Source organism: Paenirhizobium selenitireducens ATCC BAA-1503 (assembly GCF_000518785.1).
Lineage (GTDB): Bacteria > Pseudomonadota > Alphaproteobacteria > Rhizobiales > Rhizobiaceae > Allorhizobium > Allorhizobium selenitireducens.
In genome coordinates, this window is sequence record NZ_JAEG01000001.1 from 874,400 (window position 1) to 901,216 (window position 26,817).

Here is a 26,817-nt window from a genome sequence, read left to right on the forward strand (position 1 = left end):
TTCAGAGTCGCAAACAGGGTCGAGCCGAAATGGGTCATGATGGAAGAGAGATAACGCGCGACGGCAAATCGCGCAAGCCCGTTATTCGGCGGCGGCAACCGAGAGGTCTCCCAACTTTTCTCTCAGCCACACTTCCAGCAGTGCATCGCGTGACAGCCCGAGTTTTTTCGCCCGACGCTCCAACTGGAGCATCGTCCCGCGCGTCACCGTAACCGTCATCGAGACGGGTTCAAGATTGGGGCGGCTCGCCTTGCTCCAGTCCACATATTCGCTGATGTCTTCACCATCATCGAACTTGCGGTCGAATTCCTCAGCGCTGATTTTCTTCATAACGACGCCTTTCCTGAACCCTTGCGCGGCGGACGGAGATAATCCGGATCCGGTCCCCGCGTTGAACGTAGATCCCCGTCCAGCAAACGCCCTCAATGCGACCGATCAGAACCCGTCTGGGCTCCAAAACATATGCAGCATCGGCATCCACACCAAATAAATCATACCACAGTTCCTGCGCCGCCACGAAATCGATTCCGTGTTTCGCTCTGTTTGCCTCGCTCTTGGCCGGATCGAATTCGAACTCCATGCCCGATCAAATCACGGCCGCGTGAGAAAATCGAGACTTTCAACCCTTGCGAGCCAGCCGTAACACGCCCAGCATCAATCCCCCGGCCACCAGCCCCCAGAATGCACCGGAGATCCCGGCAAAGGATATGCCGGACGCGGTGATAAGGAAGGTGACGGCCGCCGCCTCGCGGGTTTCCGGCTCCTTGAAGGCGGCAACGGCCGAGCCGGAAAACGCCCCGATCAGCGCCAGACCCGCCACCGCCTGGATCAGGATCGGCGGCGCGAGCGAGACGAAGGCGGTGACCGCACCGGCGAGAAGGCCGAGAACGATATAGCCGACGCCGCCGATGATCGCCGCCCAGTAGCGCCTCTTCGGGTCGGGATGGGCGTCCTCGCCGGCGCACATCGCCGCAGTGATCGCCGCCAGGTTGACGGCATGGCCGCCGAACGGCGCGGAAAACAGCGAAAACAGCCCGGTCACGGCAAACAGCGGCCCGGGATTGGGATTGTAGTGGTTGACCTTCAGCACGGCGATGCCGGGAATGTTCTGCGAAGCCATGGTGACGATGAACAGCGGCAGCGCGATCGAGATCAGCGCCGGCAAGGTGAAGACCGGGGCAACGAGCTCCATCGGCGGCGCGAGCGACTGCGCCCAGGTCGCCATCGCGCCCTCCGGCAAGTCCACGCCGAACACCATCACGATGACGAAGGCGAGCAATGCCGCCGGCACGGCATAGAGCCGCTTGAAGGCCAGCACCGCCGCCCAGGCGACGAGGATCGGCAGGCCGAGCATCGGATCGAAGGCGATCGCCTTGAACGGGGCAAAGCACAGGCCGAGAATGACGCCCGACAGCATGGCATTGGCGAGCGGCGCCGGGATTGCCGCAACCGCCCGGCCGAGTGGCCGGAACAGCCCGGCAATGACGATCAGCACCCCACAGACCAGGAAGGCGCCGACGGCGGCGGCAAAACCGCCCTCGACCGTGCCGGCGGTCGCCAGCAGCGCCGCCCCCGGCGTCGACCAGGCGATCGACACCGGCAGCTTCGTCCAGGCGCTCAAGACGATCGCGCAGAGCCCCATCGACACGGAAAGCGCCATCAGCCCGGAAGCCGCCTCGAAATCGGTTGCGCCGACGCCTTTGAGACCCTGCAACACCACGGCAAACGAGCTGGCAAAGCCGACGAAGGCCGTCAGGCAGCCCATGAAAAAGCTTTGGAACGAAAGGTCTTTGAACATAGGAAGCCCGGGGGAACGAGAATGACAATCGTTCACCAACAGCAAAGATCGACCCGATTGGCAAGCCGGGCGCGCGGCAAACGGGTACGGCAAGGCGCCGCCGTCAGGCCATCCGCTCCATCCGTCGAGGAGAGGAACAATGCGATCCCGCCCTTTGCCGGGACCTCGCGGAGAGGCCCGGGCCTGCGAGACGCCGGATCAATTGTCGGGCGCAGCCAACCGGAAGCTCATCACCGCGTCCTGAACGCGTTTCTGGCCCTTGCTGTCCCCAAGGAAATGATAGCCCACAATGGTGTAGCCCCGCTTCTTGTAGACCACATAAGCGGCGATGCTCTGCACCGTCGCACCGCTCACCTCGCCCTGATACTGGCGCATAACCACCGGCACCTTGGGCAGCCCGACGCCCGGATGTTCGCCCGCCGGCTTTGCCAGCCGCTCGTTCATGAAGAAGATCTTGTCGGCGAGGTTTTCCTCCCAGGCATCGGCGAAATCCTTGGCTTTGGTGCTCTGGTCGAGATCCAGCGCCCAGACGATCACGCCCTCCACCCGGTCGGGATGGCGCATGTCGAGGGAATAGGGTTCGGAGGCGTCGATCTGGCTCGACCAGATGCGTGGCACGGCGATCCAGAAGCCGCGATCGGAATTGCGCCGCCAGACGATCGTGTCCTCGTTGTCTGCGGGTGCAGGCTTGTCGGTGGTCTCCTCCTCCTCGTTCCCGGGCGGCGGTGTCGGCGTCTGCGGCTCTTCCTCATCGGCTTCCGGCTCGGTCGCTGCCGGCTCGCCGATCGTAAGCGTCGCGGAGCAGTTCTCGAACACCTTCATATACTCGTCGAATACCCCGTCCGGTGCCGAATAGGACATCAGCAGGAACACGCGCGGCGCGGTCACCACCATCTGGATATGATTGAACGTCCGCAGCTTGCCGGCCGTATCGGTGGTCTTGTAGCTGGCGATGACGAAGGGCGCCTGCTGGCTGGCGATCGGAGCTTCGCCCTCCTTCAGGATGCGGCCGTCGCGGATGTCGAGCAATTGCGCCTTGAGCACGCCGAGCTGGGCCTTGGCCGTCTTCTCGCTGGTCTTTGCCCGGTCGATCACCTGGACGATGATGGTGGCGTCGCGGGCGGTGCCGCCCTGCCCGGAAAACACCCGGTCGGTGTTTTCCGCCTGCTGGAAATCCCAGTCCGAGGGAAACTCGCAGGAGAAGCCCGAATTGTCCTTGTAGGTCCGGAACACCGTTTCCTGCGCGCCGGCCGAATGCACGGCTGCAAACGCCAGACACGCGACCAGAAACAGGCGCTGGACCACCCCCTTGGCAAAATTCCCCATCGATCTCCGCCTCCCATTGCATCAATGACCATATTAGCCCGATCGACTGAGTCAAACGATATGCGGCTAGACCTTCGTCGGGCGGAAGACGGCAGAGGGCCAGAGCTTGACGATCGTCAGAAACTGGCCCGAAAGAATGGTGGAGACGCGCTTCGGCGCGTTTCGCGGCACCGCCGCGCGACCGCCGGACACCGTCAAAAGAAAAGCCCCCGCCGGCTCGCACCGGCAGGGGCTTTTCAATTCGATCGACAGCGAAAGCTCAGAGTTCCGACTGCTTCTCGGCAATCTTTCCAACCAGGCCGTATTCCTTGGCCTCTTCGGCCGACAGCCAGTAGTCGCGATCGATGTCCTTGGCGACCTTCTCTTCCGACTGGCCGGTGGCCTTGGCGAAGATCTTGATCAGGCGCTTGTTCATCTTGATGATTTCATTGGCCTGGATCTCGATGTCGGAGGCCATGCCGCGGGTGCCGCCCGAGGGTTGGTGCAGCAGGAAGCGGGTGTTGGGCAGGCAGATGCGCCGTTCCTTCGGCACCGAGACATAGATCAGCGCGCCGGCCGAGGCGACCCAGCCCGTGCCGATGATGATGACCTTCGGCTTGATGAACTTGATCATGTCGTGGATCGAGTCACCCGATTCCACGTGACCGCCCGGCGAGTTCACATAGACGCGGATGTCGTCGTCGGAGGCGGCGGCAAGCGCCACCAGCTGGGTGCAGACCTTCTGCGCCAGTTCCTGGGTGATCCCGCCATAGATGAAGATCGAACGCGACTTGAAGAGGTTCGCTTCCGTTTCCTTGCCGAGCGGCAGTTCCTTGCTCTTGTCGTCTTCGTCTTCATTCATCGGATAGTCTCCACTTGGATTCGGTCACCCGCACATAGTGCGACTCATGTCGTAAAACAATGCGGGAAAAAGGGGAAGCACGGAACCGGTGAACAGCGCGTTAGCGCGGCCTGCCTAGCGCGAGATCCGCGTCGACAGGATGATGGACGACAGCGTGCGCTCGACGCCGGCGATCGCCCCGATCCGGTCGATCAGCCCGTCGAGTTCGGCGATGGAACTCGAGGCCAGGATGGCGATCAGGTCGAACGAGCCGTTGACCGAATGCAGCATGGTCACCTGGCGGATGGCGTCCAGCTCGGCGGAAACCATCGGCAACGACTTCGGCGCGATGGTGATGAGCACATGGGCGCGGATCAGCCCGCTCTGGAAGGCCTCCGACAGCCTGACCCCGTAGCCGGCGATCACCCCTTCGCGCTCCAGCCGCTCCAGCCGCGCCTGCACCGTGGTGCGCGACAGGCCGAGCCGCCTGGCGAGATTGGCCACCGGCATGCGGGCGTTCTCCCCGAGCAGCGCCAGAAGTTCGCGATCCTTGTCGGTAATTTGCATTTCGTCCAATTCCTTTGGCGATCTGCCGAAACAGATACCACGAAACGAACATATCGTCGCTATGAATCGAAAAGCGCAATCGGCATCCTGTCCAAACCTGACGAAATTCAAGAGGGGATATTTCAATGAAGGACGTAGTCATCATCGGCGGCGGCAAGATCGGCAGCGCCATTGCACTCATGCTGGCCGACAGCGGCGCCTACAGGATCACGGTTGCCGACCGCAGCGAGGCGCAGCTTGCCTCGATCGACCGCCATCCGGCGATCGCCACCGCCGCCGTCGACATCACCGATGCGAACGCCCTTGACGCCGTGCTGGCCGGCAAGTTCGCCGTGCTCTCGGCCGCCCCGTTCCACCTCACCGGCGCGATCGCCGAAAGTGCCGCCCGCACCGGCACCCACTATCTCGACCTCACCGAAGACGTCGCCACCACCCGCAAGGTCGAGCAGCTGGCGAAGAACGCCAGGACCGCCTTCATCCCCCAGTGCGGCCTGGCTCCCGGTTTCATCTCGATCGTCGCCAATGACCTGGCCAAGCATTTCGACACGCTCGACAGCGTGCGCATGCGCGTCGGCGCGCTGCCGCAATATCCGTCCAACGCGCTCAACTACAACCTGACCTGGAGCACGGACGGCCTGATCAACGAATATATCGAGCCCTGCGAGGCGATCGTCGAGGGCAAGCTGATCAATGTTCCGGCCATGGAAGAGCGCGAGGAATTCTCGCTCGACGGCGTCACCTACGAGGCCTTCAACACCTCCGGCGGCCTCGGCACGCTGGCGAAGACCCTGGAAGGCAAGGTGCGCACGATGAACTACCGCACCATCCGCTATCCGGGCCACCAGGCGATCGTCAAGGCGCTCTTGAACGACTTCAACCTGAAGAACCGCCGCGACGTCTTGAAGGACCTGTTCGAGAACGCGCTTCCCGCTACCATGCAGGACGTCGTCGTCATCTTCGTCACCGTCTGCGGCGTGAAGGATGGCCGTTTCCTGCAGGAAACCTATGCCAACAAGGTCTATGCCGGACCGATCGGCGGCCGCCTGATGAGCGCCATCCAGATCACCACGGCCGCCGGCATCTGCACCGTGCTCGACCTGCTGGCCGACGGCAAGCTGCCGCAGAAGGGCTTTGTCCGCCAGGAAGAAGTCAGCCTCCCCGCCTTCCTCGCCAACCGCTTTGGCCGGGTCTACTACCCGGAAGTCGCAAGGCTCGCCAAGGCGGGCTGAGCCACTGCGGCGATTCGATCTCCCCCCCTTGTGGGGGAGATGCCCGGCAGGGCAGAGGGGGGCCTGACCGACGAAACGCCGGCGGTTCAATCCCTCTTCTCCCCAGCGGGGAGAAGTGCCGAACGCAGTGAGGCGATGAGGGGCCCGAGTGCGCGGCGCTTCACCGGCTTGAGGGCGCAGCGTGCGCTGTGTCCCGAGCTTCGCTCCCCCTCATCCGGCCCTACCGGGCCACCTTCTCCCCGCCGGGGAGAAGAGACCGCCACCGTCGTGGTCGCCTCTCGGCCAATTTTCGCGAGCACGTTCAACAGCATCGCGACGATCCTGCCTTAGGGCGGACAAAACAGAGCCACCGCCGACGGCCCCGATTCGATCTCCCCCCTCGTGGGGGAGATGCCCGGCAGGGCAGAGGGGGGCCTGACCGACGAAACGCCGGCGGTTCAATCCCTCTTCTCCCCAGTGGGGAGAAGTGCCGAACGCAGTGAGGCGATGAGGGGGCCAAGTGCGCTGGCATCCGCTGGCTTGGGGGACCCGCGTGCGCGGGGCCTGAGCTTCGCTCCCCCTCATCCGGCCCTACCGGGCCACCTTCTCCCCGCTGGGGAGAAGCGACTGCCACCCTCGTGGCCTCACCCTTCGATACACGCCTGCGCCAAGCAACTCAGCGCACGAGGAAACACAGCAGCGCCGCCGCGTGTCGATCTCCCCCCTTGTGGGGGAGATGCCCGGCAGGGCAGAGGGGGGCGTTCCAGGTCGAGACGGCGGCCACCGCCCCTCTCAGCCGAACTTCGCCAGTATCTTCAACAGCATCGACGCAACCTTGCCATAGGGCGGATAAAGCAGCGCCACCGCCGAGAGCCGGGACTGGCGCAGCACCGGCTTTTCCTTGCTCATCGCCACGAAGCCCGCCTCGCCGTGATAGGCGCCATAGCCCGAGGCGCCGACGCCGCCGAAGGGCAGGTTGTCCTGCGCCAGATGCAGGATCGTGTCGTTGATCGTCACGCCGCCGGAAATCGTCCCGTTCAGCACCCGCGCCTCGGCTCCCCTGTCGGTGCCGAACCAGTAGAGCGCCAGCGGCCGGTCGCGGGCGTTGATATGGGCCAGCGCCTCGTCGAGCGTGTCATAGGGGATGACCGGCAGGATCGGCCCGAAAATTTCCTCCCGCATCAGCGCCATCGTGTCATTGACCCCGGTGACGACGACCGGCGCGAGGATGCGCCGCGCCGCATCGGTGCCGGCCACCAGTTCGATCACCTCGGCCCCCTTGGCGCGGGCCTCGTCGATCAGGCCGGCGAGCCGGTCGAAATGGCGCGCGCTGATGATCGACGTATAGTCGGGATTGCCGGCAAGGCTCGGATATTGTTTCGCCGCCGCCGCCTTCGCCGCCGCCACGAAAGCCTCGACGCGGCCGCGCGGCACCAGCGCATAGTCCGGTGCCACGCAGGTCTGGCCGGAATTGAGCAGCTTGCCCCAGATCAGCCGCGGCACGGCGCGCTCCAGATCGGCGGAGGCGTCGATGATCGCCGGAGACTTGCCGCCGAGCTCGAGCGTTACCGGCGTCAGGTTCCGCGCCGCCGCCTCCGCCACCCGCCGGCCGACAGCGGTCGAGCCGGTGAACACCAGGTGATCGAACGGCGCCGCGCTGAAGGCGGCCGCGACCTCCGGCCCACCGGTGATGACCGCAACCTCGTCCTCGGCGAAGAATTCCCTGACTGCCGCATCCAGAACTTCGGAAAACTTCGGTGTCAGCTCGGACGGCTTCAGCATCGCCCGGTTGCCGGCGGCAAGCGCGCCGACCAGCGGCGAGAGCATCAGGTTGAGCGGATAGTTCCACGGCGCGATGATGCCGACGACGCCGAGCGGCTGGCGCAGGATCAGCCCCGCGCCCGGCTGCCCCGTCCAGGCGAGCGACACCCGCCGCGGCCGCATCCAGCCCTTCAGATGACGCCGCGCATGACGGATCGCCGCCCGCGTCGGCACGATGTCGGCGAGCGTGGTGACCACCGCCGAGCGATTGCCGAAATCCTCCGAGATCGCCGCCGCAAGGCGCGCCTGCCAGGTCAGGATCAACCGCTCCAGCCGGTCGAGCCGGTCGAGGCGCAGCGCAGCCGGCGGATTGATGTCCGTGAGATAAGCCGCCCTCTGGCGCGAAAGCACGCTCTCGATCACCGCCTCCGGCGACACCGCCTGCCGGTCGTTCCCGTTCCCGTCCATCATCCGCCTCCCGATGTTCTGACGCTCTACAGATGAGCCGAGATCCGAGATTGTTCAAGTGCGAACAGATGGCAGGCTGGAACTAAACACCGTCGACCCGGGATCGCCCTCAGGCTGAGATGCCCGCGAGAGCGCGCCTCGAAGCATCCGGATGTGTCGTGGATCGAGGCCTCGAACTTCGAGGCCGGGCGTTGCCCGGCACTTCGGCACGAGGGGCATGGAGAGGAACCGCTCGCGCGACGCCCCATCTCCCCCTTGGTGGGGGAGAAAGCGGTTTCGATGAATTAGGTGCGGCGCAAGCCGCGGCTAAACATCAGAAATCGCAAGTGAGGGGGATTGTTCGTCCTGCCCGCAGCACCGATCCCCTTGTTGCAAAGTCCGTTAACAAACATGTAACTTAGAGTTGGGTGGCGACGCAATGACGTGCGATCGGGGGAACAATGACAATAGCGCAAATTGAAATCGAAGTCGGTCGCTTCTTGTCCAGTGATACGCCTGAAGTTCTATGCATCAAAGGAAAATGGGGCGTTGGAAAGACGTTCGGATGGAACAAATTCTTAGATGATAACAATGCAAGGGGATTACTGGCTCTCAAGCAGTATTCTTATGTGTCCCTTTTTGGGTTGAACTCACTTGAAGACCTAAAGTACGCTATATTTGAGAAAACGACCTCTGGAAACGATATAAATACGGGAGCAAATTCGTCAACGTTCCTAAAGCTTCTCGAAAAAAGCAGCACCTTGGGGCGTCGGTTTCGTCCAATCGCAGAAGGAGCCGCTGCGTTATTCAACCGTAAGGGCGTCGCAGATGTATTATTCAAATCGGCCTTCCTTGCTGTCCAAGAACAACTGATCTGCATCGACGACCTTGAACGTTCTGGTGACGCTCTCAAGGTACGCGATGTTCTCGGATTGGCATCTTTTTTAAAGCTGGAGCGCCGATGCAAGGTGGTGCTTTTGCTCAACGACGAGGAACATCCTGAGAAAGATGAATTCCTAAGACAGCTGGAAAAGGTTGCGGATGTAACCCTGACCTTTGATCCGACTTCGCAGGAAGCATGTAAAATCGGTTTATGCACCGATGATCCTCTGACAGCCCTCCTGCAACCACGAATCATAGAGCTTTGCATCACGAACATTCGGGTAATCAAGAAAATAGAGACCCTTGCCAGACGCCTCACCGAAGTGCTCAATGAGTCTAGTAACGGTATAATCGAGCAAGCAGTATCGACAATTGCACTGGCCGGTTGGAGCGTTTATCAGCCGAAGTCGTCTCCGCCGCTTGACTTTATTCGCAACTACAACCGGACCGCTCTTTCACTACGCGCCAAAAAGGACGAAATAGATGCCGATACCGCAAAATGGCGCGCCATTCTCAATGCATATCCATTTCACAGCGCGGATGAACTGGACCTAGTAATCATAGACGGAGTGGCTGCTGGATTCTTTAACAATGAGTCATTGCGCGAAAAGGCCGAGGCAGTGAGCCGACAACGTCGGTTTAATTCTCGCGACACAGCTTTCTCGCGTGCTTGGGACAAGCTTTATCATGGATCCTTGGCCACCTCGGACGACGAATTTCTCGATGCACTGCATCGAAGTGCCGTGGATGAGGCTGATGCCATCAGCGCGCTCAATATCAACAGTGCAATCCGTTTGCTTCGTGAATGTGGGCGCGCGGAACAAGCAGACGAAGTGATACAAAAGTGGTTTTCTGTGCATAGCAACGAGCAGCTTGAGTTTTTCAACATAGCGAACCATCACTTTTCGACAGAGGATCACATCGACGACGGCCTCAGAGCTGCATTCGAAGATCGCCGCCGCAATTACCAAGACTATCGAGACCCATTTCAGGTCCTTCAAAAAATTGCCCGACAGCAAAGTTGGAGGGAGGCCGATGTTGCTCTATTGGCAAAGTGTTCAGCATCGGATTTCGAGAGGATGTTCGAAGAACTGCGCGGCAACGACGTGCGCATGGCGATCGATATAATATGTCGGCTCGGACAGAGTGGCAAAGAGGGCAGCGAAACGATTGGAGCTGCCTCTCTTGAGGCGTTGCGCCGTATTGCAGGAAAATCAACGCTTCGCGCTCGAAAAATTGGTCGTTTCGGCATCGAGCTTTGACGTAGAGCAATGTAATCAGTTTAGTGATCTTGCGCCCTTATGGTGTTTCGCTTTTACAGAAAAACCCGCCGGCCTCGCGGCCGACGGGTCCATCATCCTCTGAGCAAAAGCCGCCCCTAGCCCCTCAGCTCCGCGGCTTCAGATTCTCCGGATCGTACAGCGGCTTGTACCCCACAGCGACGACCTCGACCGGATAGGTCTCGGCAAAATACTCGACGTTCAGCTTGCGCCCCACCTGGCAATACTCGTGCGGCAGATAGGCCAGCGCGATGTTCTTGCCGATGGTCGGGCCGAAGGCGATCGAGGTGGTGTAGGAGCGGCGGCCGAGGCTGTCGACGAGGGTTTCGCCGGTTTCCGGGTCCATGACCGGCAGCGAGCCGACCGGATAGCGGGCAATGCCCTTGGCGTCGACATTGTCGGTCATCACCAGCGTGCAGAGCATGGCCGGCTGGTGGTCGCGCGCCTTGTATTCGAGGTGCTTGGCCTTGCCGCGGAAATCGGCTTCCTTGACCTTCGGACGCGCCAGATCCGCCTCGATCAGGTTGTACTGGGTGATGAGATCGGCGTTCTGCAGGCGCAGGCTCTTTTCCATGCGGCGCGAATTGGCATAGGTCTCGACGCCAAACGCCATGACGCCGGTCAAGCGCAGCGCGTCCCAGACTGCCAGCGCATCGTCATATTTCATGTGCAGTTCCCAGCCCTGCTCACCGACATAGGAAATGCGGAAGGCGGTGACCGGTTTGCCGGCGATCTCGATCGGCTTGATCGCGGCAAAGGCGAAGTTTTCGGGGTCGAGCCCGGCCGGATCGGCGACGACCTTCTTCAGGGTGTCGCGGGCGTTCGGGCCCCAGATGCCGATCGTCACGTACTTTTCCGTGACGTCGGTGATGGTGACGTCGAAACCCTTATCCTGGGCGACGCGCTTCATGTAGTGGAAGTCGCGCGGGCCGGCGTCGGCCCCGTCGATCAGGCGGCAGCGGTCGGCCATGCGGATGACGGTAAAGTCGGCGCGCACCATGCCCTCGTCGTCGAGGAAGTGGGTGTAGATGCCCTTGCCGATATTGCCGTCGCCGCCGATCTTGGCAGCGCACAGCCACTCCAAGAGCGCCACATGGTCCGGCCCCTCGATGTCGTACATGGCGAAGTGGCTGAGGTTGACGATGCCGCAATCCTCGCTCATCGCCAGATGCTCGGCATTCGAGACGCGCCAGAAATGGCGGTTGTCCCATTCATTGGCGCGCACCGGAACTTGGGAACCGTATTTCTCCAAGAGGTGCTCGTTGGCGGCATAGCCATGGGCGCGCTCCCAGCCACCCAGCTCCATGAAATAGCCGCCCATTTCCTTCTCGCGCTCGTAGAACGGCGAGTGGCGGACATTGCGGCCGTTGCCATAGGGCTCGCGCGGATGGACGGCCGGGAAATAGACTTTTTGCGCGGCCTCGAAGGATCGACCCTCGATGAACTTTTCTTCCAGTTGGTGCGGGTAGAAGCGGGAATAGTCGATGCGGTTGTGGTCGATCTCGGTGCGGCCGTCGGTCATCCAGTCGGCGATCAGCTTGCCATAGCCCGGGCCGTCCTTGACCCAGATGGCGACGCAGTACCAAAGCCCGCGCACCTTCTGGCTCTCGCCGCAGGACGGGCCGCCGTCGGAGGTCACCTGCAGCAGGCCGTTGAAGCTGTGGCCCTCATTGTAGCCGAGCTCGCCGAGGATCGGGGTGAGCTCCATGGCGCGTTCGAGCGGCTCGAGGATCTGCTCCATCTCGAGGTCGCGCTGCGACGGGGACAGGCGCGCCTCGTGCTTTTCGAGCAGCTCGCGCGGATGGCAGAGGCGCGGATTGGTCGTCTCGTAATAGCCCCATTCGATCTGACCGCCCTCGGCCGTCTTCGGGTCGCCGGTGTCGCGCATATAGGCCGAATTGCCCTGGTCGCGCAAAAGCGGCCAGCCGATTTCCTTGCCCGTGCCCTCGAACTCGTTATAGGGGCCGAAGAAGGTCAGCGGATGGTCGATCGGCATGACCGGCAGGTCCTCGCCGACCATCTCGGCGATCAGCCGGCCCCAGATGCCGGCGCAGACGATGACGTGATCGGCCATGATCGTGCCGCGATGGGTAACGACGCCCTTGATGCGGCCGCCCTCGACGATCAGCGACTGGGCCGGCGTATTGGCGAAGGCCAGGAGCTTGCCTGTCTGTTCCGCCTGGTCGACCAGCTTGCCGGCCACCGTTTGGCTGCGCGGGATGACGAGACCGGCATCGGGGTCGAACAGGCCGCCCTGCACCATGTCCTCCTCGATCAGCGGGAATTTCTGCTTGATCTCGGCAGGGCTGACATAATGGGCGCGGGTGCCGAAGGCCTTGGCGGACGACAGCTTGCGCTTGATCTCCTCCATCCAGGCGTCGTCGCCGGTGCGCGCCACTTCCAGGCCGCCGATGCGGGCGTAGTGGCCCATCTTCTCGTAGAAATCGATCGAGTACTGCGTCGTCCAGACCGACAGGAAGTCGTGGCTGGTGGTGTAGCAGAAGTCGGAGGCGTGGGCCGTCGAGCCGATGTCGGTCGGGATGCCCGACTTGTCGATGCCGACGATGTCGTCCCAGCCGCGCTCGATCAGGTGATGGGCGATCGATGCGCCCACGATGCCACCCAGCCCGATGATGACGACCTTCGCCTTTTGCGGAAACTCTGCCATAGCCTCAAAATCCTGTTTGCTGTTTGACGCGGATTTTAGGGCGGCCGGACGCGTCACCACATTCTCAATGCGACATTATCGAAATGCTGCACGACCCGTTTCCGGTGGACCTTCGATCCGCGACCGCCGAGTTTGCGACATCCGCGATACGGACACAAGAAGCTTCGCCCGACCGGGCGCAACGTCGCCCGGCCAGGACAAGGCGCGAGCCGACATCGCGCCTCACGCCGCCGCGGCTCAGATCATGTAGCCGCCGGACACTTCGATCGACTGCGCATTGACCCAGCCCGTCTCGTCCGACAGAAGGCCGGCGATCACGCGCCCGACATCGTCCGGTTCGCCGATCCGCCCCAGCGCCGTCTGCGACGCCAGCAGCGCCTCGAAGGCGTCGTCCAGCCCGCCGCCGAGCTCGGTGCGGATCGCACCCGGCGAGACGGCATTGGCGCGGATGCGCCGTTCCCCGAACTCCTTCGCCATGTAGCGGGTGAGCACCTCCAGCCCGCCCTTGAAGGCGGCGTAGGGTGCGACGCCCGCCGTCGCGACGCGGGTCGTGGCGCTGGTCACGTTGACGATCTGCCCGCCGTCGCGGATCAGCGGCAACAGCGCCTGCATCAGGAAGAACGGGCCCTTGAGGTGGATGTTGAACAGCCCGTCGAACTGTTCTTCCGTCACGGTCGCGATCGGGTTGAACAGGCCATAGCCGGCGTTGTTGACCAGGCCGTCGAAATCCGCCCGGCCCCAGACGGTTTGCAGAGCGGCACTGACTGCCGCCCGGAAGGCAGGAAAGGACGTGCTGTCCGTCACGTCGAGCTTCAGCGCCACGGCCTTGCCGCCCTCGAACTCGATGTCGCGGACCACGGTTTTGGCCGCTTCGGGCTGGCTGTTATAGGTGAGAATGACGCCCATGCCGCGCTTGGCGCATTGGGCGGCAGTGCTGGCGCCGATGCCGCGGCTTCCGCCGGTGATGATGACGATTTTCATGGAAATGGCTCCGTTCTGTTGACGGCGCAGGTCTAGCCGGCAAGGACCTTCGCCCGCGCGCCCGATCCTCTTCAAGGATTGCCTATTCGTGCTTTTTGCCAACGATTACCACAAGTCTCTGCAAGATCCGGGTCCATGGAAGAACAGCTGCAGGAACTGCGAAGACTGGCATCGCGCGCCGAGAACCGGCGGAGGGAAACCGGCATTCCACGCGTCGCCATGGTCCAGGGCGCCATTCCGGAACACGAGCTGACGGCGGTCTACGAGCCAATGGTCAACCTCGTCCTGCAGGGCGGCAAGACGATCACGGTGGGCCGCAGCTTCCACTACGCCCCCGCCACTTACTGTGTCATGTCGGTCGATCTGCCGGCGGCCGGCGCGGTCCATGCCTCGGCCTCGGCGCACCTTATCTTTCGGTGGCGCTGACGCTTGATCCCGCCCTCGTCGCCACGCTTCTGGCGGATCTGCCCAAACCTGCCGCAGGCGGCGTACAGGACGGCGCCTTCTCGGTAGCCCCGGTCACGGGAGAGCTTCTCGATGCCTGACTTCGCATGCTGCGCCTGATGGATCGCCCTGAGGACATCGCCGCCCCGCCCCGGCCTATGAGCGTGAAATCCTCTACCGCGTGCTGCAGGGACCGCACGGCTGGATGCTGCGCGACATGGCCAGCCCCGGCACGGCGCTCGCGCGGATCGCTGTCACGATCCACTGGCTTCGCCGGCATTTCGCCGAGCCGCTCAAGGTCGGGACGCTGGAGAACATGGCGGCCCTCAGCGTTTCCGCCTTCCACCGCCATTTCAAGGCCGTCACGGCGCTGAGCCCCCTGCAATACCAGAAGCGCCTCAGGCTCTTGAAGGCACGCTCCCTGCCCGCGACCTAGCCCGGATTTCAGCCGAGCTCAGGCCCCGCTATAGCGCGGACGCGCCCTGAGGGCCGGACGCGCCGTCACGTTCCGCAGAAGGTTCTCTCTACCCGTTCCTCGACCGCCGGCTTTTCCTGGTAGGCGGCAAATTCGGGGATCTCCGCGTAGGGGCTCTGCAGCGCCGCATGCAGCCGCTCGAACACGGTGAAGTCGCCGGCAAGGCCGGCCTGGATCGCTTCCTCGATGCGGTGATTGCGCGGAATGACGGCCGGGTTGACCGCCTCCATCGCCACCTGCCGCTCTTCAGGCGTCCGAAGATCGTCCTCGATACGCAGACGCCAGCGCCGGAGCCAGTCGCCGGCGCCGATGGGATCGGCAAATTCGGCCTCAAGGACGGGATCGCCCGCACCGCCGGCCACCTTTCCGAGCGCGCGGAACGTCCGGGTGAAGTCCGCCTCGCTGTCCTGCATCGACTTCAGCAGGCTGTTGATGAGGTCGAGATCGGCCTCCTCCTCGCCGACAAGTCCGAGCTTGGTCCGGAACAGGTCGAGCCAGCGCGCCTGGAACAGCCGGCCGAATTCCGTCAGCGCGGCATTGGCAGCCTCAACGCTCTCCTCCTCGCGCGCCGCCATCAACGGCAGCAGCGTCTCGGCGAAACGCGCGAGGTTCCATTGGGCGATCCCTGGCTGGTTGGCATAGGCATAGCGCCCGCGCTGGTCGATCGAGGAAAACACCTTGCGCGGATCGTATTCGTCGAGGAAGGCGCAAGGGCCGAAATCGATCGTCTCGCCGGAGACCGCCATGTTGTCGGTATTCATCACGCCGTGGATGAAACCGACCGACAGCCAGCGGGCCACGAGATCCGCCTGGCGCGCCGCCACCGCGTTGACCAGCGCCAGATAGGGCTGTTCCAAGCCTTCCAGCTCCGGATAGTGGCGGGCGATCACGTGGTCGGCGAGCGCCTTGATCGCCTCGTCATCGCCGCGCGCCGCAAAGAACTGGAATGTGCCGATGCGGATATGGCTCGACGCCACGCGTGTCAGCACCGCGCCGGGCAGCTTGGTCTCACGATGCACCGCCTCGCCGGTCAGCACCGCCGCAAGCGCACGCGTGGTCGGGATGCCAAGCGCCTGCATGGCTTCCGAAACGAGATATTCGCGCAAGACCGGCCCGAGCGCCGCGCGCCCGTCGCCATTGCGCGAAAAGGGTGTGACACCGGCTCCCTTGAGCTGGATGTCGCGGCGCTGGCCGTCCCGGTCGACCACTTCGCCCATCAGGATCGCCCGCCCGTCGCCGAGCTGCGGCACGAAATTGCCGAACTGATGGCCGGCATAGGCCATGGCGATCGCCGCCGCCCCTTCGGGCAGGCTGTTGCCGGAAAAGATCGCCGCCAATTCCTCATCGCTCGCCCGGGCGAAATCGAGGTTGAGTTCCTCGGCAAGCGCCGCGTTGAAACGGATCAGCCGAGGCGCCCTGGCGGCGGCCGGACTGGCGGGGCGGTAGAATCGCTCCGGCAGCCGCTGGTAACTGTTGTCGAATGCAAACACGGCCATCGCTCCGGATTGTCGTTCGCCCGCCCAAAGAGCGGGTCTCCTGCCATTCAATATGGGGCCGGGCACGGCGCGAGCAAGCGCAAACCCCGCCGGAACCTGCCGCCGCGAAACGCCGATGGGGAAAACCGGACCAAATTTGGGTGCATACCCGCCGCGCTATTGTCTCGGGGAATGCAGCCCTCCTAACGTGCCGACCGATCGGGATGTGCGCTTCGGGGTCACGGGGCGGCAGAGCCGCATTTAATTCGCCGCGGTTCCTGGCTCTCCCGAACGGGGCGGCGCAAGGACGGGCTGCTGATTTCGAGGGGAAGATCAGACATGAAGATTCGTTTTGCCGCCGTCGCGGCCCTGGCCGCCGCGCTGCTTGCCGGCTGCACCACCACCGAGGAAGCCAACACCGTCATCCAGTCGCGCTGGATCGGCCAGCCGGCCGAGCTGTTCTTCACCCAGTACGGCCCGCCGATCTCGGAGTTTCCGATGGGCAGCGGCAATATCCTCTACACCTGGCGCGGCGGCGACAAGACCCGCTACATCCCGCCGCAATACTCGACGCCGGAGCCGGTGCAGACCACGACGCGCACCGTCACCCGCGAGCCGAAACCCGGCGTGACGGTCACCAAGACCACCACGATCGGCGGCGGCTATGCACCCGAGCCGCAGATGATCGCCCCGCCGCGCTACGAGGAGCTGTTCTGCGAGCTGCAGATCACCGCCGACCCCTCGGACCGCATCGTCGCCATCCGCGCGACCAACGACACCGATGGCGAAGGCCTGAGCTTCTCGCGTTGCGCCGAAGTGCTGAACGCCCATCCGCAGAAGTAATATCGGCCGGAAGGCTCCGTAAACCACCCTCCGCGCCGCAGCGCGCGGAGGGTTTTCTTTTGTCCGCCACTGCCGCGTTTCCGGCGGTGCGGACGCCGCTGTCGGGACAGCTTCGGCCACGGCATTGCCGTAAACAGCGACAAATCGCTTACGATAGTCTTCGCAGTGCGATATAGCCGAAGGCCGGCGCGACTGATTTCCGGGCGCCGTGTCGACCAAAAAGAGGGACAACCATGTTCAAACGCCTTTCGATTACCGCAGCAATTTTCGCCGCCGCCACCGCCCCCGCCTTTGCCCATCTCGATCCGGCAGAGCATGGCTCGCTGATGGCGGGGCTTTCCCATCCGCTCTCGGGCGCCGACCATATCCTGGCCATGGTGGCCGTCGGTCTCTGGGCCTCTCAGATAGGCGGACGCGCGCTTTTCGCCGTCCCGGCCGCCTTCGTCGGCACCATGGCGCTGGGCTTCCTGCTGGCCGTCTCCGGCACTGAAATCCCGTTCGTCGAGCCTGCGATCCTCGCCTCCGTCATCGGCCTCGGCCTGCTGGTCGCAACCGCCGCGCGCCTGCCCGTTGCCGCATCTGCCGCCGTTGTCGGTCTCTTTGCCCTGTTCCACGGCCATGCCCATGGCGGCGAACTTGGTGCTGCCGGTGCAGTGCAGTTCGGCCTCGGCTTCCTCGCCGCCACCGCTGCCCTTCATGCCGCCGGTGTCGGCCTCGGCATCGCGCTTGGCCGCTTGGGTCCGCTCGTCACACGCCTGCTCGGCGTGGCAACCGCAGTCGGCGGTGCGGCCCTCGTGCTCGGCTGATCCGACACAATTCAAACCCTGTGGAAATGCCATCGGCGGGTCTTCACCCGCCGATTTTTTATGTCTGTTCGATTGGGGGTAGGCCTAAACAACCGAGAGCCGCGGCGCCATCCGGGCCCGCCCGGACAGAAGCACGCCGACATCCTGCTCTGTCATCGGCATGGCGAACAGGAAGCCCTGCAGCTCGTCGCAGCCGATGCGGGTCAGGAATTCGTTCTGCTCCTTGGTCTCGACGCCTTCGGCCGTGGTCTTCAGGCCCTTGGCCCGCGCCAGCTCGACGATCGCCTGAATGATCGCCTCGTCGCCGCGATCCTTGCCCAGGCCGTCGATGAACATCTTGTCGATCTTGATATGGTCGACCTCGGTTTCGTGCAGGCGGCCGAAGGTCGAGAAACCGGTGCCGAAATCGTCGAGCGCGATATGGATGCCGGCGGCCCGCAGAGCGCGGATATTGGCGGCGCAGCTTTCGGAACTGTCCATCCACGCCGTCTCCGTCACTTCGAGCTCCAGCTTGTGCGGAGAAAGCCCGGTGGCGGCGAGAATGGCCATGACCTCGATGGCAAAGGCGCCGTCGCGCAGCTGCACGGCCGAGACATTGACGGCGATATTGTCGATCGGCCAGAGCGCGGCTGCCCGGCAAGATACTTCCAGCACCAGTCGTCCGAGCTCGCGGATGAGCCCGCACTCCTCGGCGATCGGCACGAAATAGACGGGCGAGATCAGGCCGCGGGTCGGATGCTGCCAGCGCACCAGCGCCTCGACGCTTCCCACCTGGCCGGTCCCGGCGAAGTATTTCGGCTGGTAGAGCACCTGGAACTGGCCGGGGTCGGCCAGCGCCTGGCGCAAGTCCTGCTCGATCTCCGCCCGCTCGCGGACCAAGGCATCCATGTGCTGGCCGAAGATCGAATAGCATCCCCGCCCGCTCGCCTTGGCGCTGTAGAGCGCGACGTCGGCCTTGCGGGTCAGTTCGGCGCGTTCGGTCCCGTGCAACGGAGAGAGCGCCACGCCGATCGATATGCCGACGAACACGCTCTGGCCATCGATGTCGATCGGCTCGCCGACCGAATGCACGATGGCCGCGCAGAGCGCCTCGATCGCATCGACATGGTCATAGGCCACCAGAATGTTGAATTCGTCGCCCCCGACCCGGCACAGCGAGGCGCTGGGCGGCAGGAGCCTGCTGATGCGCGACCCGACCTCGCGGATGACGCTGTCACCGGCGGGGTGGCCGAGCGTGTCGTTGATCGGCTTGAAGCGATCGAGATCAAGATAGAGGATCGCGACCTGCGGGAGGGTGTCGTCGACCGCCGAAAGCGCAGCATCCAGCCGCACTTCGAAGGCGGCGCGATTGAGCAGGCCGGTCAGCGAATCGTGGCTGGCCAGGTAGCGAATGCGCTCCTCCTGCTCGCGATTGGCCATGGCGCGCCGATAGAGCATGCCGATGAAGATGCCGACGACGGTGACCAGGCACAAAAGGATGATGACCAGAGCCGGCGCGATCGACTGCAGGAAGGCCAGCCCCGGCCGGTACGGCTGCCAGACGACATAGCCGATGATCCCGCCACCGCTGTTCGTCACCAGCGGCAGGCTGGTCTTGTTGATCGCCGCCTCGTCCGAAAGCGAGAAATGCATGTTGGCGAAATCGTACTTTGTCTCGAGTTCCTTGAGGAACGGACCGTCGAGATAGCGGATGGCGATATGGACGAATTCCTCGCCCGGGACCTGTTCGATCTCGCCGCTGTCGCTGACGATCGGCTTGAGGCTGACGACGGCCGGCCGGCCGTTGAGGAAGCGGAAATCGGTGACGCCGGGGCTGTCGATCCCCTCCTCTATGCCGATCGGCTCCCCCTTGCGCAGCGCCGCGTTCAGTTGTCCGAGCATCGGCGCCGTGGTCGTCTCGATCGAGGCGTAGCTGTTCGTGTCCTTGGTCTCGCCGTCTGCGAAGGCATAGACGGGCTTGCCGTCCGGCGTGACGACATAGGCCACGTCGTGGCCGAAATAGGAGTGCATCCACGCGCCCAGATTGGCGTTTATCCACTCCAGGCTTTCGGGTGACGCATAGCCGCGGGCATTGACCACGGCGTCGTCCCATACGGTGGCGCTCTCCTGGTCATGGGCGAGCTGATAGCGGAAGCGGCCGATCACATGGCGCGCCATCTGGGTCTGCCGCGCGGTCGCCACGGCGTCGATCTTCCAGGTCGACCAGACGAGGAAGGAGACGGTTCCAACCGCCAGGACCACCAGCCCCAGTACGGCGAGCGCGACGACCTTCAGGATGGAAATATCGGCCGCGCGACGGAGTCCGGGAATCGCCATGATATGTGAGCCTCTGTTCATGTGCTCAATAAATGGCACATCCGCCTTAACGGCGCGCTTCGCGGTAAGGTTTGCAGTCCGTTAACGCAGTAACGCAGGTCGGCGGCCCGTCAGGAATAGTCCTTCGGGCGTCCCTCAGCCACGACCGCGATAGGTGGCTACACCCTGTTCGGGCAGCCAGACACCCTCCGGCGGCTGACCGGTCTGCCAGAACACGTCGATCGGAATGCCGCCGCGCGGATACCAGTAGGCCCCGATTCTCAGCCATTTTGGGTCGAGCAGCTCGACCAGCCGCTTGGCGATGTAGATCGAGCAGTCCTCGTGGAAGGCGCCGTGGTTTCGGAAGGAAAACAGGAAGAGCTTCAGCGACTTGGACTCGACCAGGAATTCACCGGGAATGTAGTCGATGACGATGTGGGCGAAATCCGGCTGCCCGGTCATCGGGCAGAGAGACGTGAATTCCGGCGCGGTGAAGCGCACGACATAGTCGGTGCCGGCATTGCCGTTCGGCACGCGCTCCAGCGCGGCGGCCTCCGGGCTGGTCGGGGCTTCGACGGTCTGGCCGAGCTGCGACAGCCCGCTGACATCGGTCATGCTCATGAGTTCTGCTCCTTGGCTCTTGCCCCGACACCGACCCTGACGCCATGCGCCCTCTCGCTCTCGGGTTCGACATGAATGGTCACGCGTCCGCCCGGAAGCACGGCCTTGACGGCAGCCTCCAGCCGGTCGCAGATCTTGTGCGCCTCGCGAACCGGCATGTCGCCGGGGACCACGAGATCGAAGGCGACGAAGGTGACGGCGCCGCCGCGGCGCGTGCGCAGATAATGGACATCGAGCGAGCCGGCCGAATTCTCCGCAATCGCCGCCTTGATCGCCGCCTCTTCCTCCGGCTCGACCGCCTTGTCCATCAGGCCTGCCACGGAATGCGAGATGACCTTCCAGCCCTGGTAGATGATGTTGATGGCAACGAGGATGGCGAGCACCGGATCGAGGATCGCATAGCCGGTGGAGACCACCAGCACCAACCCGATGAAGACACCCGCCGACGTCACCACGTCCGACATGATATGATGGCCGTCGGCGGCGAGTGCAGGAGAGCGGTGCGTCTTGCCGATGCGGATCAGGGCCCGGGCCCAGATCAGGTTGATGAGCCCCGCCAGACCGTTGATCGCAAGCCCGAGCAGCGGCGCCTCCAGCACCTGCGGATCGGCAAGCGCTCCCACCGCCTCGCGAATGATCAGCAAGGCCGCGACGACGATCAGCACGCCTTCCAGAACGGCGGAGAGATATTCAGCCTTGTGGTGGCCATAGGGGTGGTCGTCATCGGCCGGCTTCTGCGCATAGCGGATGACGAAATAGGCGACGAAGGCGGCGACCACGTTGACCGTCGATTCCAGCCCGTCGGACAGAAGCGCCACCGAGCCTGTCACCCACCAGGCGACGAGCTTCAGGCCCATCACGCCGAATGCCAGCGGAATGCCCCAGAAGGCGAGGCGCGCGACGATGCCGTTGCCCTGTTCCGTCATCACTTCTTGTCCTTGCAGATGCGAACGAATTGCAGAAATTCGCCCGTAGAAAACGCAAAACCGCCCGCGTTCGATGCGCGGACGGTCGTTGGCATCGGTATGGTCGAAGTCGATCGTCTTGTCAAAGGCCATGACGCCCGGCGGCCCCGGCGACGGCACGGAAAGACTGTTCTAGCGTCCTTGGCCAAGCTCCAGAGAACTGCGGAACAGCGAGACGAGGAAGGAAATGCGGGCCTCGGCCATCTCCGGTGCCTGCGAGACCTGCACCACGAGATCGACGCCGAGCGCGATCATCGTCTCGGCCATCAATGCGGCATCGTGAGGCCGGATGCGGCCGAGCGCCGTCCAGTCCAGCAGGTCTTTCTCCAGGTCCTTCTGGATGTCGGTCTTGCTGTCGGCAAGGTAGAATATCCGCCGGAAAATGGTCTGGTTGCGCGCGATCAGCAGCGCATTGTCCGGATCCTTGAGCGCCACTTCGGCCGCGAGCGCAAAGGGCGCGCGCAGGAAGGCCTCGACCGTTTCAGCCTCGCGCCGGCTGCGGCGCAGGTTCTCGGCCAGCGGCTGCATGATCTCGGCGACCAGCGCCTCGAACACCGCCTCCTTGTCGTGGAAATAATTGTAGAAGGATCCGGGCGCCAGGCCACTGCCCCGCACAATGTCCCTGACGGTGGCCGCCCCGTAGCCGAGTTGCGACAGCACGGCCCTCGCCGACGCCAGCAGGGCATCGCGGTTGGCCTTCTTGTTTTGCTCTCGCTTCGATTCGCTCACATGCGATTTCTCTCACAAAGACCCGCTCTCGGGAAGAGAAGGTGCAATGCCACAATGCCGCGAAAAAGAAAATGACGCCTGTGTCATTTTGTATTTGACACATGCGTCATTTTTATCGAACGTCAGTTCCAGGGAACACTTTGGGAGGAGCAACCCATGTCATCGAAACGCGTCGCCGTCATCGGCGCCGGCCCGGCCGGCATTGCGGCCATCAAGAATTTCACCGATCTCGGCTTCGAGGTCGTCGGCTTCGACCGCTGCCAGGGCGTCGGCGGCAACTGGCGGTTCGATGATCCGACCGGCCATTCGAGCGTCTTCGAGACGACCCACATCATCAGTTCGAAATACACCTCGTCCTATGAGGATTTTCCGCTGCCGGACAATGCCGCCGACTATCCCTCGCACCGCGTTCTGGCGAAATATTTCGAGGACTATGCGCACACCTTCGGAGTCGACCAGCGCGTGCGGTTCGAGACCGAAGTCGTCAAGTGCGAGCCGGCGCCCGGTGACCGCTGGTCGGTGAGCTGGCGCCGCTCCGGCGAAGAGGCGGTCACGACCGAAGTCTTCGACGCGCTGTGCGTCTGCAATGGCCATCACCACACGCCGCGCATGCCCGACTATCCCGGAACCTTCACCGGCAAGATGATGCATTCGCACGAATACAAGCGCGCCGCCCCCTTCGCCGGCCAGCGGGTCCTGGTCATCGGCGGCGGCAATTCGGCCTGCGACGTGGCGGTCGAAACCTCGCGCGTGTCGGCCAGGACCGCCATCAGCTGGCGCCGCGGCTACTATCTCATTCCGAAATTTATGCTCGGCCAGCCGGTCGACAAGCTGTTCTACCGCTTCACCTGGCTGCCCAAGCGCCTTCAGCTGATGGGGCTCGAATTCCTGCTCAACCTGCTGCAGGGCCGGAACCGCGACATCGGCCTGCCGGATCCGGATCACCGCATCATGGCGACCCACCCGACCCTCAATTCCGACCTCTATCTCGCCATCCGCCACGGCAAGGTCGAGCCGAAACGCGACATCCAGCGCCTCGACGGCAATCGTGTGCATTTCGTCGACGGCACGTCGGAGGAGTTCGACGTCATCGTCGCCTGCACCGGCTACCAGATCACCCACCCCTTCCTCGACAAGGCGGTGGTCGACCTGTCGAAGGCACCGGTACGGCTGTACCAGAAGATGCTGCCGGAAAAGCTGAAAAACATCTACTTCATCGGCCTGTTCCAGCCGCTCGGCTGCATCTGGCCGGGCGCTGAACTCCAGGCCAAGCTCGCCGCCCGCCATCTCGCCGGCCTGTGGCGCCCGAGCGCGCCCTTGCCGCAACTGATCGACCACGAGCTCGCCCATCCGGATGTCGACCAGGTGAATTCGCCGCGCCATACCGTCACCGTCAACGACATGGCCTTCCGCAAGCGGCTGAAAGCCGACCTTGCCCGCTCGGCCCCGGTGCCGGCGCGGCTGGGGCTGGTCACGCCGCGGCTTGCGGCCGCTGAATGAGCCCCCTCAGCGCCGGGACCATAGCCGGTCCCGCCGGCCGCCTCGGTGTCCGGCGCATGGATGCCGAGGGGAAAAAGCGCGGCGAACTTCTCTTCGTCCATGGGGCATGGTCCTCGAGCTGGTATTGGGAGGAGCATTTCATGCCCTTCTTCGCCGCCGCCGGCTTCGACGTCGTGGCCCTGAACCTGCGCGGGCACGGCGACAGCGAGGGCCGGCTGCGGCGGGCGACGATCAACGGCTATGTCGAGGATGTCGCCGCAGTCGCCGCCACGTTGGCGAACCCCGTCATCGTCGGCCATTCGATGGGCGGGCTGATCGCCCAGCACTATGCCGCGCGCCATCCGGTGCGCGGCCTGGCTCTTCTCGCCTCCGTGCCGCCCTGGGGCGCCTGGTCGGCGCTGTGGAGCGTTATCCGCGAAAGCCCGGCCAAGCTCCTGGCCTGCACGCTTGCCTTCGACCTCAAGCCGATCGTCGCCGACCGCGATCTTGCCCGTCGCCTGCTGTTCTCCCGCGAGCCCTCTGCGCGCGACATGGACCATCTGCTCCACCATCTCGGATCGGAATCCTATCTCGCCTTCCTCGGCATGCTGTTCCAGCGCGTCACCCGCAGCCTTCCCGATCATGTGCCGCGCTTCGTGCTCGGCGCCGACCGCGATGCGCTCTTCCCGGCAGCCACCGTCCGCGCCACCGCGCGGGCGCTGAAGACCGAAGCCCACCTGATCCCGGAAACCTCGCACATGTTGACCGTCGAGCACCGCTGGCGGGACGCGGCGGAAGCCATGCTGGCCTGGCTGGACCGTTGCACTCCCGCGCGGCCGACGGCCGACACTAATCTCAACGCCGGATAGGGAGCCGCCAATGCGACAGAAATCGATCCTCATCACCGGCGCCGGCTCCGGCATCGGTCTGAAGACCGCCCTGCTCTTCGCGTCACGCGGCTGGCTGGTCGGGGCGGCCGACATCGATGCCGCGAGCCTGGAACGCCTGGCCGCCATGGCCCCGGCCGGCAGCATCGTGCCGATCGTCGGCGACGTCACCGATCGCCAGGCGGCGATCCGCATGGCCGAAGCCTTCACCGCGCAGACACTCGGTTATCTCGACGTCGCCTTCCTTTCGGCCGGCATCCTGCGCATGGGGGCCTATATCGACATCGCGCCCGAGGACCACGCCCTGATCAACCGGGTCAACATCGAGGGCATCCTGAACATGGTCAGCGCCACCTTCCTGGCGCTGAAGAAAACGCCCGGCGCCCACCTCATCAGCATGAGCTCGGCCTCGGCCGAATATGGCGTGCCCGAGCTTGCCGTCTACGCCGCCTCCAAGGCCTTCGTTCGCAGCCTGACCGAAGCGCTCAGCATCGAATTTTCCGAGCACGGCATCACGGTGAGCGCCATCACTGTGGCCTATGTCGCAACCCCGATGGTCACCGATGCCAAGGTCAAGGCCCGCTCGATCGAGAAACTCGGCGTCAAGATCACGCCCGAACGCGTCGCCGAAACCGTCTGGCGCGCCGCCCACGGCCGAAAGCTCATGTGGCGCATCGGCTTCGACGCCAAGCTGCTCCACATGGTGGTACGCCTGTTTGGGGACCGGTTCAGCTGGATTGGAAAAAGGCTGGCCGGGTACGACTAGCGGCCAAGCCGCAAGGCGAACACAGCGCCGATATTGGAAACCCTCTTCTCCCCAGCGGGGAGAAGTGCCGAGCGCATGCGAGGCGATGAGGGGGCCAAGTGCGCCGCCATCAATTGGCTTCGCCCCCCTCATCCGGCGCTACGCGCCACCTTTGTAACTTCCCAAACACAGCATTTGGCGGTGTATTGCCAGGTGCGGTGGCGGATGGGAGACCGACCTACCTTTGGGACACCAAGCCCGTGGGAGAGCAAGGGTCTCCGTCCGCCGTTCCATCGAACCCGAACAGTCGCCAGGGCCGCTTGCGCAGGCAAAGTCCGTTTAGGCAAGGATGGGATAAGATGGATATTGTTGTTGGCATCGATGTATCGAAGGATCGCCTGGATGTGGCCGTGGCGCCGTCCGGTCTGGTCTTCCAGGTGGCGAACACGCAAGCCGGCATCGACGATCTGGTGTCGCGGCTTGAGCCGATCGGGGCCGAGGTGGTCGCACTTGAAGCCACCGGCGGCTTCGAGACGGCCGCGGTGGCGGGACTGTCCGCAGCCGGGCTTGCCGTCGTTGTGGTCAACCCGGCCCAGGTCCGCGCCTATGCCCATGCGATCGGTCGCCGGGCCAAGACCGACCCGATCGATGCGGCGGTGATCGCAGCCTTCGTGGCCGCGACAAAGCCCGAGCTTCGGCCGCTCAAGGATGCCGAAACCCAGGCGCTTTCGGCGCTCGTGGCGCGCCGGCGACAGATCGTCCAGATGATCGTGGCCGAGGAGAACCGGGCGAAGATGGTCCTGGCGAAAGAGGCGCAGAAGAGCATCAAGCGCCTGCTTGCGGCGCTTCGGCGCGAGCTGGAAAGCCTCGACAAGGACCTCGACGCCCACATCCGCAAGTCGCCCGTCTGGCGGGTGCGCGAGACCCTGCTGACGTCGGTGCCGGGGGTGGGACCGGCGACCGCCCGCACGCTTCTCGCCGAAATGCCGGAACTGGGCAGCCTCGACAGGCGGCAGATCGCGTCTCTTGCGGGTCTCGCCCCCTGGACCCGGCAATCGGGTACGTGGAAAGGCAAGAGCTTCATCGGCGGAGGCCGTGGCAAGGTGCGGGCTGTGCTCTTTATGGCGGCCCTCGTCGCCAGCCGGCACAACCCGGTCCTCAAGGCCTTCCGCGACCGTCTCGTGGCGGCAGGCAAGCCCAAGATCGTCGCCGTCGTCGCTACCATGCGCAAGCTGCTGACCATCCTCAACGCCATCATCAGGGACGCAAAACCATGGCAAAACGCTTGATTGCCAAGACAGTCGCTCTCCCCGCT

General features: G+C 63.9%; 25 protein-coding genes. 11 read left to right on the top strand and 14 right to left on the bottom strand.

Annotation, left to right across the window (positions count from 1 at the left end):
• Positions 1-81: 81 nt before the first annotated feature.
• The 6 genes from brnA to L867_RS0104315 form a co-directional block, all read right to left on the bottom strand.
• Positions 82-330 (bottom strand): type II toxin-antitoxin system BrnA family antitoxin, encoded by a 249-nt coding sequence (gene brnA / locus L867_RS0104290; RefSeq protein ID WP_051438803.1) that lies wholly within the window; start codon positions 328-330, stop codon positions 82-84.
• On the bottom strand, positions 311-580 hold the full coding sequence (locus L867_RS24540) for a BrnT family toxin (RefSeq protein WP_037172405.1): 270 nt from the start codon (positions 578-580) through the stop codon (positions 311-313). Before L867_RS24540 ends, brnA begins: the two co-directional genes overlap by 20 nt.
• 39 nt (positions 581-619) lie before the next feature.
• A complete protein-coding gene (locus L867_RS0104295) occupies positions 620-1,798 on the bottom strand; it encodes a benzoate/H(+) symporter BenE family transporter (protein WP_028735742.1) in 1,179 nt (392 codons plus the stop codon).
• A gap of 198 nt (positions 1,799-1,996) precedes the next feature.
• Positions 1,997-3,124, bottom strand: coding sequence for a hypothetical protein (locus tag L867_RS0104300; RefSeq protein WP_028735743.1), 1,128 nt, complete (start codon positions 3,122-3,124; stop codon positions 1,997-1,999).
• A gap of 259 nt (positions 3,125-3,383) precedes the next feature.
• Positions 3,384-3,965: an ATP-dependent Clp protease proteolytic subunit gene (locus tag L867_RS0104310; protein WP_028735744.1), complete on the bottom strand. Its 582-nt coding sequence runs from the start codon at positions 3,963-3,965 to the stop codon at positions 3,384-3,386.
• A gap of 114 nt (positions 3,966-4,079) precedes the next feature.
• Positions 4,080-4,511, bottom strand: coding sequence for an Lrp/AsnC family transcriptional regulator (locus L867_RS0104315; RefSeq protein WP_028735745.1), 432 nt, complete (start codon positions 4,509-4,511; stop codon positions 4,080-4,082).
• 125 nt (positions 4,512-4,636) lie between these two features.
• Here L867_RS0104315 and L867_RS0104320 point away from each other — a divergent pair, with 125 nt between their 5' ends.
• Positions 4,637-5,740 (top strand): saccharopine dehydrogenase family protein, encoded by a 1,104-nt coding sequence (locus L867_RS0104320; RefSeq protein WP_028735746.1) that lies wholly within the window; start codon positions 4,637-4,639, stop codon positions 5,738-5,740.
• Positions 5,741-6,511: 771 nt separating this feature from the next.
• Here the strand turns inward: L867_RS0104320 and L867_RS0104325 are convergent.
• Positions 6,512-7,948, bottom strand: a complete 1,437-nt coding sequence (locus L867_RS0104325; protein ID WP_084638440.1) for a coniferyl aldehyde dehydrogenase — start codon at positions 7,946-7,948, stop codon at positions 6,512-6,514.
• Positions 7,949-8,388: 440 nt separating this feature from the next.
• On the opposite strand from L867_RS0104325, the gene L867_RS0104330 reads away from it, so the two are divergent.
• The gene (locus L867_RS0104330; protein WP_028735748.1) at positions 8,389-10,071 is read left to right on the top strand and encodes a hypothetical protein; all 1,683 of its coding nucleotides are present in this window, start codon (positions 8,389-8,391) and stop codon (positions 10,069-10,071) included.
• Between the two features lie 124 nt (positions 10,072-10,195).
• Here L867_RS0104330 and L867_RS0104335 read toward each other — a convergent pair whose 3' ends face one another.
• The gene (locus L867_RS0104335; RefSeq protein WP_028735749.1) at positions 10,196-12,757 is read right to left on the bottom strand and encodes a GcvT family protein; all 2,562 of its coding nucleotides are present in this window, start codon (positions 12,755-12,757) and stop codon (positions 10,196-10,198) included.
• A 237-nt stretch (positions 12,758-12,994) separates the two neighbouring features.
• Complete coding sequence (locus L867_RS0104340; protein ID WP_028735750.1) at positions 12,995-13,738, bottom strand: SDR family NAD(P)-dependent oxidoreductase; 744 nt, start codon at positions 13,736-13,738, stop codon at positions 12,995-12,997.
• A gap of 135 nt (positions 13,739-13,873) precedes the next feature.
• On the opposite strand from L867_RS0104340, the gene L867_RS27900 reads away from it, so the two are divergent.
• The 3 genes from L867_RS27900 (at position 13,874) to L867_RS27910 (ending at position 14,618) form a co-directional block, all read left to right on the top strand.
• On the top strand, positions 13,874-14,164 hold the full coding sequence (locus L867_RS27900; protein WP_028735751.1) for an AraC family transcriptional regulator N-terminal domain-containing protein: 291 nt from the start codon (positions 13,874-13,876) through the stop codon (positions 14,162-14,164).
• A complete protein-coding gene (locus tag L867_RS27905; RefSeq protein WP_232363871.1) occupies positions 14,155-14,283 on the top strand; it encodes an AraC family transcriptional regulator in 129 nt (42 codons plus the stop codon). Before L867_RS27900 ends, L867_RS27905 begins: the two co-directional genes overlap by 10 nt.
• A gap of 80 nt (positions 14,284-14,363) precedes the next feature.
• On the top strand, positions 14,364-14,618 hold the full coding sequence (locus L867_RS27910) for an AraC family transcriptional regulator (protein ID WP_232363872.1): 255 nt from the start codon (positions 14,364-14,366) through the stop codon (positions 14,616-14,618).
• Between the two features lie 65 nt (positions 14,619-14,683).
• Here L867_RS27910 and L867_RS0104355 read toward each other — a convergent pair whose 3' ends face one another.
• Positions 14,684-16,153, bottom strand: a complete 1,470-nt coding sequence (locus L867_RS0104355) for a protein adenylyltransferase SelO (protein ID WP_037172409.1) — start codon at positions 16,151-16,153, stop codon at positions 14,684-14,686.
• Positions 16,154-16,471: 318 nt separating this feature from the next.
• On the opposite strand from L867_RS0104355, the gene L867_RS26320 reads away from it, so the two are divergent.
• Positions 16,472-16,975: a hypothetical protein gene (locus L867_RS26320; RefSeq protein ID WP_051438804.1), complete on the top strand. Its 504-nt coding sequence runs from the start codon at positions 16,472-16,474 to the stop codon at positions 16,973-16,975.
• Positions 16,976-17,208: 233 nt separating this feature from the next.
• Complete coding sequence (locus L867_RS0104365; protein ID WP_028735754.1) at positions 17,209-17,781, top strand: HupE/UreJ family protein; 573 nt, start codon at positions 17,209-17,211, stop codon at positions 17,779-17,781.
• A gap of 84 nt (positions 17,782-17,865) precedes the next feature.
• Here the strand turns inward: L867_RS0104365 and L867_RS24555 are convergent, their stop codons facing one another.
• The 4 genes from L867_RS24555 to L867_RS26325 form a co-directional block, all read right to left on the bottom strand.
• On the bottom strand, positions 17,866-20,097 hold the full coding sequence (locus tag L867_RS24555) for a bifunctional diguanylate cyclase/phosphodiesterase (RefSeq protein WP_051438805.1): 2,232 nt from the start codon (positions 20,095-20,097) through the stop codon (positions 17,866-17,868).
• A gap of 135 nt (positions 20,098-20,232) precedes the next feature.
• Entirely contained in the window at positions 20,233-20,697 is a 465-nt protein-coding gene (gene queF, locus L867_RS0104375) for a preQ(1) synthase (protein WP_028735755.1), read from the bottom strand.
• Positions 20,694-21,623 (bottom strand): cation diffusion facilitator family transporter, encoded by a 930-nt coding sequence (locus L867_RS0104380; RefSeq protein WP_028735756.1) that lies wholly within the window; start codon positions 21,621-21,623, stop codon positions 20,694-20,696. Before L867_RS0104380 ends, queF begins: the two co-directional genes overlap by 4 nt.
• A 171-nt stretch (positions 21,624-21,794) precedes the next feature.
• Complete coding sequence (locus L867_RS26325; protein WP_051438806.1) at positions 21,795-22,391, bottom strand: TetR/AcrR family transcriptional regulator; 597 nt, start codon at positions 22,389-22,391, stop codon at positions 21,795-21,797.
• 156 nt (positions 22,392-22,547) lie between these two features.
• On the opposite strand from L867_RS26325, the gene L867_RS24565 reads away from it, so the two are divergent.
• The 4 genes from L867_RS24565 (at position 22,548) to L867_RS0104405 (ending at position 26,791) form a co-directional block, all read left to right on the top strand.
• Positions 22,548-23,891: a flavin-containing monooxygenase gene (locus tag L867_RS24565; RefSeq protein WP_037172411.1), complete on the top strand. Its 1,344-nt coding sequence runs from the start codon at positions 22,548-22,550 to the stop codon at positions 23,889-23,891.
• A complete protein-coding gene (locus L867_RS24570; protein WP_084638442.1) occupies positions 23,888-24,739 on the top strand; it encodes an alpha/beta hydrolase in 852 nt (283 codons plus the stop codon). Before L867_RS24565 ends, L867_RS24570 begins: the two co-directional genes overlap by 4 nt.
• A 10-nt stretch (positions 24,740-24,749) precedes the next feature.
• Positions 24,750-25,523, top strand: coding sequence for an SDR family NAD(P)-dependent oxidoreductase (locus tag L867_RS24575; RefSeq protein WP_037172413.1), 774 nt, complete (start codon positions 24,750-24,752; stop codon positions 25,521-25,523).
• Positions 25,524-25,861: 338 nt separating this feature from the next.
• A complete protein-coding gene (locus L867_RS0104405; RefSeq protein ID WP_028735757.1) occupies positions 25,862-26,791 on the top strand; it encodes an IS110 family RNA-guided transposase in 930 nt (309 codons plus the stop codon).
• The last annotated feature ends 26 nt before the right edge of the window (positions 26,792-26,817 follow it).